Genomic DNA, 11,271 nt, shown 5'->3' with positions numbered 1-11,271 from the left:
GGGTTCGTAAAACTATTAAGTTGGATTCAAAACTTACAAAAACTAAAAAACTTAGATTCCACAATAGTGGGTATGGAACCTACAGGACATTACTGGATTAACCTATCAAAATGGCTGGATAAACAAAACATTGAGGTAGTTACTGTGAATCCCCACTTAGTAAAAAGGAATAAAGAGAATCGTGACAATACTCAATCGAAAAGTGATAAAAAAGATGCCCTTGTTATTGCGGATATGGTCAAAAACGGCTATTATTCCTTTGTTCGTCCCACATCCGAATCATTTGAGAAACTTAGAGTTCTAATTTCGAACCGTGATGTAATTGTTAAACGTCTCGTCATGTCTATTAATCAAGTAAATCGATGGGTGGATGTGGTCTTTCCTGAACTCAGACAAGTGTTTAAAGATGTAACGTGCAAAGGCGCAATCGCAACCCTTCGTTTATTTCCTACACCGGATGAAATATCTTCACTAGAAACACTAGATGTCATGAGGGGTTGGAAGTCTTTAATGAAACGACAACCAGGGCCCAAGAAGGCTCAATTACTAATCAATCTAGCAAAATCCTCAATTGGGACCGAACAAGCTCTTGATGCTTATACATTCCATCTAGAACAATTATTAGAAGAATATGACCTCGCTGTAAAACAACTCGAAAGAGTTGAACAACAAGTTAAAGAAGTTCTCTACAAAATACCATTTGCAAAAAAACTACTTATGATTAAAGGAATAAGTGAAATTTCATTAGCCGGGATACTGGGTGAATCAGGAGATCTAAGTGGTTTTTCTCACGGAAACTCTCTATTACGGCATGCGGGATTACATCTAGCTGAAGCAAGTTCAGGCAAATGGAAAGGTCAGAGTGTCATTTCAAAGCGTGGAAGGTCAAGACTACGACGATTCCTCTACTTAGCAACTATGAGCCTTGTGATGAATAACCCTGAGTTTAAAGCCATCCATTCCCATAATGTGAAGGTAAAGAAGATAAAGAAAATGAAGTCAATCATGAAACTGATAGGAAAACTAGCAAGGATTTTTGTAGGAATAGCTCGACGAAATGAGTCTTACTGTCCAAATAAAGTCCAAGTAATAATCCCTTTAGCAGCATAGAAATAAAAACATTAGTTATATAGAATGTATCATTTTAAAATAGTTAACTTTATTTTGAATGTTGTCTTATTCGTAGGATTACAAATATGTACGGAGTACCAGGTTTCTTGAACAAAAGGGCACTGTGACCCATAAGGTTAGCATAATTGGCCTCCACCCCTTGGATAGGCATGACGAAGGAATGAGAGGGCAATTGACCCGTTGAGACATGGGAGGGATAGCCTCCAGGGGCGGCGTGGAGATGTACATTATATGGTAAAATATGGAGTGGTAGCTGGCTCCTTTATTTAACTATGCCTTCACGAAGCCAAAATGATCTGATCTCATTTCAATTACCCGGAAATCCAATTACAAGGGTTATGAAATCCTGCGAATAAGTGAGCATTCGAGAGATATTTGTATCAAACTGAGGGAGTTCAATAACAAGTTAATTAAGGGGGAGCGTCCCGAAAATGCAGATTTACAACGATAAGACTTTTGAGACAAGTCATATGAGACACTAGCAAGCTTTATTTGACGTAAAATCGGTTACGTCCCAATAGATTAAACCCTATTGATACAAGGTTTTTGGCTTTAACGTTGTATATCCGCATAATCCTGATGCTACCCCATTAAGGACCGCCCATATTAGACGTATCTAATATGGCGGTCCTTTTGATTTTATGAGTTCACGTTATTTAACACTTTCATTTTCAGATAATATTATGCTTTTGTAACTCCTTCATCTCTTTTCAGAATCATTTCTTTATATGATGTAATTTTATGTTCTAACATTTTATTTGTTTCTTCCAGCGTCTTTAACTGGTTTTCAATCGAACTTTTATGATTTTCTAACAGTTTTAATCGATTTATTGCTGTATGTTCTCCTTCAGTATACAAGTAGGCATATTCTTTTATTTTTGTGATCGGCATTTGCGTCTCTTTTAACTTTAAAACAAATTTTAGCCATTGAAGATGTGCTTCAGAATATATTCTATCTCCATGTTCATTTCGATCTGGAAGAATGATTTTCTCTTTTTCATAGTAACGTAATGTATGTGTGCTGACTCCTAGAAGTTGTGCCACTTCGCCAATCGTATACATAAAAACCTCCATACTTAGCCAATGCTAATAAAGTGTAAAAATAGGTTTGACTTAGAGTTTACTCTAACCCATATAATAAATTCGTATCATCTAAAGAATCAATTTTTATTAGTATAAACAAAATAGTGGGAGGAAATGAAATGAAGAAATATACAGTTATTACAGGCGCAAGTTCTGGGATTGGTTATGAAACAGCTCTGGCTTTTGCTGCTCGTGGAAAAAATTTAGTCATTGTGGCACGTAGAACTGAGGAGCTCGAAAAACTAAAATCAGAAATCGCGAAAGTAAATGCTGAATTAGATGTCATTATAAAAACAGTTGATTTATTTAATACGAAAAATGCGTATACATTATTTGAAGATTTAAAGGAATACGAAATTGAAACTTGGATTAATAATGCAGGGTTTGGTAATTTCGCATCAGTTGGAGAACAAAATTTAACTAAAATTGAGACTATGCTAAATTTAAATATTGAAGCTTTAACTATTTTAACTTCTCTTTATGTGCGTGATTATTCAACTGTTGAAGGAACGCAATTAATTAACGTTTCATCAGGTGGAGGTTACACGATTATTGGAAATGCAATCACATATTGTGCTTCTAAATTCTATGTAAGTGCCTTTACTGAAGGCCTTGCACATGAATTAAAAGAACAAGGTGCAAGCATGCAAGCAAAAGTATTAGCTCCTGCTGCAACTGAAACTGAATTTGCAAAAGTATCGAATGACTTGGAGGAAAATGTTAAATTCGAAGGCCTTCTTCCGAAATACCATACAGCTAAAGAAATGGCTGGATTTATGCTTGATCTTTACGATAGCGAAAAAGTAGTTGGAATTGTCGATGGTATTACGTATGAATTTCAATTAAAGGATCCAATTTATCCTTATGCAGTAAGAATGAGAAACTAATAAGGTTGATTGATCATCGTTTTTCTATTAGGAGAACCTTTCATTTCCATGTTCAACCGACGGATGTGAGAGTTAAAGATTAGGATCGCTGCGGCGGTCTTTTTTTCTTTTTCGACTAACGGGGCAGTTTAGTATAATAAGATCCTTTTTAAAAAGCCTAAATTAATTAATATCCCATGCCTTTTATCCCTTTTACTCTATTGAGATTGTGAAGGTTTCTACTTAAACTAACGGGTGCGTTAGCTGATTAAGGAACACAAAAAAAATGATCGATTTTTTAAAAAAGAATAATCCAATTAGAGAGAATAAGGGCATGTGTTGATTAATCTTTTTTCAAAACATGCCCTTTCAATTTATTCATTTATCAAGGTTGTTTGTATTAATTTGATCAAACTTTGTGGTGATCCCATGATCCATTCTTTTTTTTATTTTTGCTCTATATAAATTAATCGCTCCCAAAGCTACAGATATTCCGGCCAAATATAGGGCTTGTTGATAACTGTTCAATAGATTAACGACTAATCCGAATAAAGAGGGTGCTATGACAATGAATAATTGATTTAATGTCAATGCTGAACTCACCGTTAAACCTATAAAACGGGAATCCGATTGCTCTGTGATACAAGCAATAAAAATGGAATACCAACCAATGGCTACAAAGCCCAAAAGAAAACAAAATAATAGCATCAAGATTTCCATTTCAACAGTCATGATGAGCGGCAGCATCACTGTAAGAATTACGGTAACAGCCATCACAATAAGCAATAATCTTTCCCTTTGACCTTCAAAGAATTGATCACTCGCCCAGGCGATGACTACCCGTCCAACCATACCACCTATTAAAACGACGCTTAAATATTTTCCTGCCTCTGTTAATGGATAGCCCCCTTCATTGTGCAAATAACTCATAAAATGCGCAATGATAATCATCTGTAATGACATCATCACAACACCTACTATATACATCGGATATAACTCCTTATTATTTTTGATGACACTCATTTTCTCCTTGAACCCGACCGAGGTTGATCCCGTTTCACTCGTTCTTTCTGGCTCGTTATATAATAATAGGAAGAGCAGCCCTCCCATTATTGCTACGATCCCTTGTACTAAATGAACTGATGACAAATTGAAATGATAATATGTATAGGATAAAACTGCAGAGGCTAAAGATCCTCCAAGCGGTATTCCCGTCTGTCTTATCCCTAGAGCCAGCCCTCTATGTTCGTTTGGAAACCATTTTACGATGGCCGTGCTTCCACCGGTTTGAGCACTTCCGTACCATATACCGACCAACAATAATAAAAGCAGCAATACAATATAATCATTAACAAAAACCAGCGTTAAAGCTGAGAGCCCCAATAAAATGGTCCCCCACCCGATAATGTGTTTTTCCCCTTTTTTATCCATCAAGTATCCGAACGCCAGCATTGAAAACATCGGCCCAATATTGACCGCTGAAACAATGGAGCCTGTTTGAAGCGGTGTTAAATTCCATTCAATTTGATAAAATGCAGCGATGGGTCCCATGCCATATGTCACAAAGGTTGCTGCAGTTTGGGATAACGTGGCCACCAATACGATTAACCATTTATAATATGTATGCATTAATGCTCCCCCTATGTTTGATGTATCGTTCAATAAGAATTCGGTGGGGTATATTCTTATTATTAGCTTCTAACATTATCTAGTCTCCCTTACTTATTAAGCTAACTAGAGTTTACTCTGCCTGCCCAGAAGCGTAAAATGGAGGAAAATGATAGGGTTCATAAATTTTTTTTATAGGGTGTGCCAACTATATGAACATCAAAGAAATAGCATTGAAAATTGAAATATTAAACCGTCAAAATTTAAGTAAATCTGCAGAAATCACGAACTATACTCAATCCGCCCTTACGGCTAAAGTGAAAAAAATAGAGTCTGAAATTGGCAAACTTGTTTTTAATCGCACGCCCCAAGGATTGAAAATCACTAGTGTAGGATTACAGTATAAAAACTATCTTCAACTTATTGCAAAAGAGTACGAAGAATTTTTACAAAACATTGGTGCCTTTCAAACTAACGCTAAAGTGGATTTTGGCGCATCACATACAACCTTGAAAATCTACGGTGCCCACATCGCGAACACTTTGAATATGAACGACATTCAAATGGATGTGGATTTCGCTGTAGATTCCAGTAATGCCATAAACCAAAAAGTGCACAATTCCGAATTAGATTGTGCACTCATTAGTGAACCTATTAAGAAATATCCAGACTTAACTTATGACATCGTTGCAACTGAAACATTCGAGATCATTTCAAGTAAGGACCATATCATCAATTTTGATCGGAAAACACCTATTACATTGCTCGTATTGAGTATAGGTTGTATGTATACAAGAGCTGTGACCGAATGGCTTAAGAATAATCAAATACCATATAAATTAAAGGAAATAAAATCAATCAGCAGTATCCAAGATTTTTTGCAAATCAGTAACACCATTGCAGTATTGAATACTAAGCTTATAGACTTATATAACTATACAAACATTCACTACTACAATTTAAGCTTTAAAAATGTCATTAATACCGTTTTCGTTTTTAAGATGAACGACGGCGAACAGAACAATATCGTACAATTAAAAAATGTTCTGAAGACGATTGGTTAATTATCAGAGTTCTTTAATAATGGCTACATTCGGTATATCAACTCTTATGATGGGGATACTGGGCCAGCAATATAGCATTGTAGTTGTCTTTATTGTTGCCTCGATTTCCTTATGTTTATCGTTTATTAATCTTATTACCTCTAGAAAGTATTTAACATTATCTATAGATGAATCTAGCAATAACTTCGAAAATCAATTGTAATTTATTAAGACAAAAAGCCAACGATTCAGTTGGCTTTTTGAATGGAGAAGGTCATTTGTGTCGTTAAGGCACAAATACTCTTAGGTGCGTTATCTTTAAGGCAGCTTTATCCTTATGAATCTATCGGGGCAGGTTTCTTCAATAAGCAGAAAAAAGATTTTGTTAATTTTGGGAAATTTATTCAAAAGTGGAACTTATGATCGTTTCAAACGTATTAATTGGGCAGTTTAGTTCAATCTTAATAGGAGTGTTCTGAAAATGACTATATTTAAAAATAAGCATTTTACGGGAGTTTTATGGATTTTAGTTATCGCTTTATTTGGAGTCGCTTTTTTAACGATTGCATCTAGTTTTTTCAATACTAAAGAAATAAATTTAGCTAGTACTCGCTGCTATGAAATTGGTGGGGAAGTCATATTAGAAATACATAATAATCTCACAAGTGAATATTCTTTTGAGTGTAAAAAATAAAAGGCATTATGTTTGAGGAGTTAACGCTATTTACAGAGGAATTAGTAACATTTATTATGCGGTTGCTATACTTCAATAAGCCAGGTTGCTTTCTTTTGAAACTAAAAGGACAATTGGTTAAAAGAGGAAATGTTTTGAACTGTCGAGAAATAAAGACCGTAAAGAACAAAGATGAATGAGGTGTTTTTTATAGATAAGATACCTGTTAAAACTATAAAGAAGATAGAAGAGGACATTGAAAAAAATGATTTAGGGAAAGCACGGGATAGACTACACGGGTTAATTTCAACCTTTCCTAATGAATTAGACCTCCGTAGAAAGTTGGGGGACATATATATTGCATTAAAATACCCTTCAATGGCTGGTCGATACTGGTATTTAGAAAAGAATAAGTCACCAGAAATGGTAAAAGCGTGTATTCAATTCGAAAAATCTATGGGGAATGATCCTATCAGAATAGGAAGAGCTATAAAATTTAAAGGTGATAGTGAAGTTTTAAAAACACTGCAATTAGATCAGGTAATTTCCCCTATACAAAATAAAGTTAAACAAAATTTGCTGGAAGAACCTGAAGATCCATTCAAAGATAAGTTAGTTATTTTTGGTTGCTTCTCAATAATAATATTAACAATTATCTTTGCATTAATCGGAGTTTACGCACTCTTTAACTGGATTTTTTGATCCAGAATCTTGCCTAGTTTATCTCCAGCTTTCTTCCTTTTTATTATTAGGGGAAAAGACGTTTTTTCGAAAAAAGGAAATATCAATCTCATGAACTTCTTTTAAAAAGACTTCAAGTTTCTTTCCTGCTTATAATAATACTCGAAGGTGAGTGAACATGAAAAATAGAATAAAAACAAAAATGATAAAAATACTCAGTGGAAACAGGGAAACTAGATTAATCGTTCAAGTTGCAGATACTCAAAGAAAAAGAGAAAAGGGCTTAATGTTTGTTGGAAAATTACCCGAAAATGAGGGGATGTTATTTGTGTTTTCAGAAAAAATATATGGTGGCTTTTGGATGAAAAACACATTAATTCCTTTATCTATTGCTTTTCTTGATTCAGATGGGGAAATTTTAAAAATACTTGATATGGAACCTTGTATAGAGGATAAATGCCCTACCTATGACCCGGAACTTTCTTATCATTATGCAATTGAAGTGAATCTTGGATGGTTTGAAAAGAATCAAATCAAAGAAGGGGATTATGTAAAGTTTGATTGAATTCATCTCACCTAACTCCTAGTCCTTAAAGGTGAGGTGATTTTTTTATGGATATTTATGTTAATGTCACTGAAAAGACTGGTGAAGAAATGTACTTAAACAAACAGATGCGTTAGCTGAAGATCGGAGCTGCCTATAAGGAAGTTTATTCTTTATGCCGGCGTTTATAAAAAATGTTGCGATGCTTTGCATTATTTATCGATTGACGTTTGTTTTATAAAAGTATATTATGAAGTTAACTTCATGTGAAACAAACTTCACATGAAGTTAACTTTACCCGAGGAGAATAAGTTGATTAGGAGAGGTAGTTTGAAAAATCTATTCATACAGCGTTTTTTAGTTTCAACCTTGATAATTATATTTGGAATCATTCGAATGATTCTCGATACATCAGTAAGCTTTAATTTTGGCTATATCTTTGTATTCCTAGGTGGAATACTTTTGTTGTACTCAACAATTTCTTACATTACATCCCGAAAGAATAAATCACTAGAAAAGGAATTATCAAAGGAATATGACGAAAGAGATGCTTTAATTGATGGAAAAGTTGCCCGCTTTTCTTTGCATATTGTGATATACGAAATTTTAATTCTTATGTTTTTAACTAATTTTGTGGCAATCCCAACAAATACTGCATTATTTGTTTTCTTAGTATCTTTAATAATTAGTGAAATTGGGTCTAGAAAGTATTACAATCTTGTCCTTTAATTAGGAGGCTTTATGAAAAATAGAGTAAAAGAATTGCGAATAGAATATGGAATAACGCAACAAGAATTAGCTGATAAAGTAAGTGTATCTTCTAGGACGATCATCTCATTAGAAAAACAAAAGTATAATCCATCTGTGCTACTTGCGTATAAAATAGCTTCAGTTTTTAATTTATCAATCGAAGAAACTTTTATTTTCGATGAGGATGACAAATAGTACATTTCACAAAGATGCACATATTAAACAAACAACGGAGGACTGTAGATGCTTTTTATATTATTTATTTTTGGGATAGTTTTAGTAGTTTGGGGTATTTATCGTATGAGAACAGATGATGGCTTATTTGGAAAAAATCGAAAAAACAAAAACATATTCAATTTACTGTTAATGGGAGAAGCTTCAGGATTAGGACAATTTTTGAGTGGAATTCTGTGTATTATAATAGGGATTGTAGTATTTATTGTGAACTAAAGGAATTTCAATTTTTTACTGAAATATTGTGAATGAAATCACTTAAACTATCATGGGTTTTAGTGGAATAAGGTTCAATAAAATATTCGAATTTTTAAAAAAAGAAGTGAATCGATCTCATTAAATAAGAGCATGTTTTGATTGATATTTTTTCAAAACATGCTCTTTCTTTTTGTTCGTTATTTTAAAGCTACAGAAGCATGTAAATATATTCTACGAAAGACGGATACGTAGTTAAACCATACTATAATTATTAAAGAATACTATGTTCAATATAAATAAAAAAGCAGTAACACCGCTATAAAGTGTTGTATAATGGCATGTTTTGATTGATCTTTTTTCAAATCTGCACCTATGTTGGAAGTGCAATTTTTATTCGTAACGGGATTAATAATTTATTCTTATAGCTTTATAGTAATTCAATATTTTACTAATTTTTGAAATAATGATACAGTATTTACTATATTTACAAATATTCTTACATGGGAGGTTTTGTATGGAATAAGCCGGAACAATTTTTAAAAGCTATTTTATCTTTCTCATTCATTAGTCAAAAGAGAAAGTTTATGCTATTTATTGAAATATTGTGTGATTGCTATTAATCTTTCGTTCAGGGAGGGCAACTTATGAAAAAGTTTTTTGCTTTTCAAGTGTTAATTGCATTGTTTATTGGGGCACTTATCGGACATTTTTTTCCTGAACTTGGCCAATCCTTAAGACCGATTGGGGACGCTTTTATTCATCTCATTAAAATGATTGTTGTGCCTATTGTTTTCACTACTATTGTCATTGGTTCATCAGGCGACGGAAACATGAAAAAAATGGGTTCATTAGGACTTAAAACAATTATTTGGTTCGAATTTATTACCACCCTTATTCTAGGTATTGGTCTTTTACTTGTTAACATCTTAAAGCCTGGTGCTGGGCTTAATTTGTCCCATCTTGCCCAGAAAGATATCACACAATTAAATGAAAGCGTTACCAAAGTTGTCGATTTTAAAACGATGCTTGTTAACATCATTCCAAGCAACATTGTTGATGCGATGGCAAAAAGTGATTTATTAGCTGTTATATTCTTCGCTATTCTATTTGGTGCAGCTGCTGGAGCAATTGGCAAAAAGTCAGAGCCGGCAATGAAGTTTATGGAATCAGTTGCAAATATCATGTTTAAACTGACACAAATGGTCATGGTAACGGCACCGATTGGTGTACTCTCGCTCATGGCAGCCTCTGTTGGACAGTATGGTATCGCTCTTTTAATCCCTATGGCGAAGTTGATAGGGGTTGTGTATCTAGGGCTTGCTATTGTTATTTTCGGACTGTTTCCAATAATTGCTTGGTTCTTGAAGATTTCTTACTTTAAAGTGTTTCGAATGGTATGGGATTTGTTCCTCATCGCATTTTCCACGACAAGTACGGAAACCATTCTGCCTCAGTTAATGGATCGAATGGAAGCATACGGTTGTTCGAAACGTGTTGTTTCGTTCGTTATTCCTTCGGGGCTATCACTGAATTGTGATGGTTCGACATTGTACCTTTCTGTTTGCTCTATTTTCTTAGCACAAGCATATGGCATCCCGATGGATTTTGGCCAACAATTGATTGTAATGGGGGTACTTGTTGCAACCTCAAAAGGAATTGCTGCTGTTCCATCCGGTTCGCTGGTTGTGCTATTAGCCACCGCCTCAGCGGTAGGGCTTCCTGCAGAAGGCGTCGCAATTATAGCAGGAATTGACCGTGTGCTGGATATGGCACGTACCGCTTGTAATACCCCTGGACATGTTCTCGCTTGTATTGTGGTTTCGAAGTGGGAAAAAGAGTTCCGTCAGGAAGAATGGAATAAAGCTCAAACCGAACAGCCAAGCATTCAGGCATAAGGTTAAGATAAAGGAGCATATATGTTTTGTAGTTCCCCGTCAAATGTTGAGGTGATGGTCTTCGGACCTCACCCTTTTTCAATGTGAATCCTCATCCTTTAAACTTTTGGGCAAATAAAACCATTTCTAAAAAAGCATTCAATACTCCTTAAACAAAAGGCATTCCCTTTAAGTGCTTTGCTCAATCTGAACATGGCTTGAATTTAATGGTTAAGGGACTGAAGGAATTGGTTGAAGCTGGACAAGTTAGCTATAAAGGCTAAAGTCGTTAGTGCAATCGAGAATTGAGTCAATGCTCTCCAAATAAACTGGAGGGCTTTTTTTCTTAGTCAACCATTATTGGTCTTGTTTATTGATACGCCGGGTATGTTTTTTTATTTGGACAGTTTATATTGACAATTACCTTATACTTGGTAATATTTCTTTATTATTACATTTATACGCTTGTTATTTCTTTAATTTTGTTACTTATAAATATTCATTATTAATTTCACATACTATGTTGCTATTTACCAGGTAGTGAGTTGTGGTTGATTTCCCCTCCAGATGCTCGCTTTCCGCGGGG

Annotated in this window: 12 protein-coding genes; 10 read left to right on the top strand and 2 right to left on the bottom strand. The window is 34.5% G+C overall.

The annotated features are described in order from the left end of the window. Positions 1-1,110 (top strand): IS110 family RNA-guided transposase (locus ACFX4X_RS24340; protein WP_377387259.1); only part of this gene is annotated, 1,110 nt, incomplete at its 5' end. A gap of 702 nt (positions 1,111-1,812) precedes the next feature. Here ACFX4X_RS24340 and ACFX4X_RS24335 read toward each other — a convergent pair. Then, positions 1,813-2,193, bottom strand: coding sequence for a MerR family transcriptional regulator (locus ACFX4X_RS24335; RefSeq protein ID WP_284469569.1), 381 nt, complete (start codon positions 2,191-2,193; stop codon positions 1,813-1,815). Positions 2,194-2,333: 140 nt separating this feature from the next. On the opposite strand from ACFX4X_RS24335, the gene ACFX4X_RS24330 reads away from it, so the two are divergent. Next, positions 2,334-3,101, top strand: a complete 768-nt coding sequence (locus ACFX4X_RS24330; RefSeq protein WP_284469570.1) for an SDR family NAD(P)-dependent oxidoreductase — start codon at positions 2,334-2,336, stop codon at positions 3,099-3,101. A gap of 357 nt (positions 3,102-3,458) precedes the next feature. Here the strand turns inward: ACFX4X_RS24330 and ACFX4X_RS24325 are convergent, their stop codons facing one another. Next, complete coding sequence (locus ACFX4X_RS24325) at positions 3,459-4,709, bottom strand: MFS transporter (RefSeq protein WP_377387255.1); 1,251 nt, start codon at positions 4,707-4,709, stop codon at positions 3,459-3,461. A 191-nt stretch (positions 4,710-4,900) separates the two neighbouring features. On the opposite strand from ACFX4X_RS24325, the gene ACFX4X_RS24320 reads away from it, so the two are divergent. From ACFX4X_RS24320 to ACFX4X_RS24285, 8 genes are all read left to right on the top strand, one after another. Continuing rightward, a complete protein-coding gene (locus ACFX4X_RS24320) occupies positions 4,901-5,752 on the top strand; it encodes a LysR family transcriptional regulator (protein ID WP_377387252.1) in 852 nt (283 codons plus the stop codon). A gap of 460 nt (positions 5,753-6,212) precedes the next feature. Beyond that, on the top strand, positions 6,213-6,425 hold the full coding sequence (locus ACFX4X_RS24315; RefSeq protein ID WP_377387249.1) for a hypothetical protein: 213 nt from the start codon (positions 6,213-6,215) through the stop codon (positions 6,423-6,425). Positions 6,426-6,614: 189 nt separating this feature from the next. Next, positions 6,615-7,106, top strand: a complete 492-nt coding sequence (locus tag ACFX4X_RS24310) for a DUF6584 family protein (protein WP_377387262.1) — start codon at positions 6,615-6,617, stop codon at positions 7,104-7,106. Between the two features lie 157 nt (positions 7,107-7,263). After that, positions 7,264-7,650, top strand: coding sequence for a DUF192 domain-containing protein (locus ACFX4X_RS24305; protein WP_377387246.1), 387 nt, complete (start codon positions 7,264-7,266; stop codon positions 7,648-7,650). Between the two features lie 309 nt (positions 7,651-7,959). Continuing rightward, on the top strand, positions 7,960-8,358 hold the full coding sequence (locus tag ACFX4X_RS24300) for a hypothetical protein (RefSeq protein WP_377387243.1): 399 nt from the start codon (positions 7,960-7,962) through the stop codon (positions 8,356-8,358). 12 nt (positions 8,359-8,370) lie between these two features. Beyond that, entirely contained in the window at positions 8,371-8,574 is a 204-nt protein-coding gene (locus ACFX4X_RS24295) for a helix-turn-helix transcriptional regulator (RefSeq protein WP_063235833.1), read from the top strand. Between the two features lie 48 nt (positions 8,575-8,622). Then, a complete protein-coding gene (locus tag ACFX4X_RS24290) occupies positions 8,623-8,829 on the top strand; it encodes a hypothetical protein (protein WP_061464976.1) in 207 nt (68 codons plus the stop codon). 626 nt (positions 8,830-9,455) lie between these two features. Next, positions 9,456-10,706, top strand: coding sequence for a dicarboxylate/amino acid:cation symporter (locus ACFX4X_RS24285; protein ID WP_284469656.1), 1,251 nt, complete (start codon positions 9,456-9,458; stop codon positions 10,704-10,706). Positions 10,707-11,271 lie beyond the last annotated feature (565 nt).

The organism is Peribacillus sp. YIM B13481 (assembly GCF_042787985.1).
Taxonomy (GTDB): domain Bacteria; phylum Bacillota; class Bacilli; order Bacillales; family DSM-1321; genus Peribacillus; species Peribacillus simplex_A.
Note: the sequence above shows the minus strand (reverse complement) of the source record. Positions and strands in the feature narration are given on the sequence as shown.

Bases quoted from the DNA above. Each gene is read 5' to 3' on its own strand.
- ACFX4X_RS24290 (WP_061464976.1), top strand. From the start codon at position 8,623: ATGCTTTTTATATTATTTATTTTTGGGATAGTTTTAGTAGTTTGGGGT.
- ACFX4X_RS24305 (WP_377387246.1), top strand. From the start codon at position 7,264: ATGAAAAATAGAATAAAAACAAAAATGATAAAAATACTCAGTGGAAAC.
- ACFX4X_RS24285 (WP_284469656.1), top strand. From the start codon at position 9,456: ATGAAAAAGTTTTTTGCTTTTCAAGTGTTAATTGCATTGTTTATTGGG.
- ACFX4X_RS24320 (WP_377387252.1), top strand. From the start codon at position 4,901: ATGAACATCAAAGAAATAGCATTGAAAATTGAAATATTAAACCGTCAA.
- ACFX4X_RS24315 (WP_377387249.1), top strand. From the start codon at position 6,213: ATGACTATATTTAAAAATAAGCATTTTACGGGAGTTTTATGGATTTTA.
- ACFX4X_RS24330 (WP_284469570.1), top strand. From the start codon at position 2,334: ATGAAGAAATATACAGTTATTACAGGCGCAAGTTCTGGGATTGGTTAT.
- ACFX4X_RS24325 (WP_377387255.1), bottom strand. From the start codon at position 4,709: ATGCATACATATTATAAATGGTTAATCGTATTGGTGGCCACGTTATCC.
- ACFX4X_RS24295 (WP_063235833.1), top strand. From the start codon at position 8,371: ATGAAAAATAGAGTAAAAGAATTGCGAATAGAATATGGAATAACGCAA.
- ACFX4X_RS24335 (WP_284469569.1), bottom strand. From the start codon at position 2,193: ATGTATACGATTGGCGAAGTGGCACAACTTCTAGGAGTCAGCACACAT.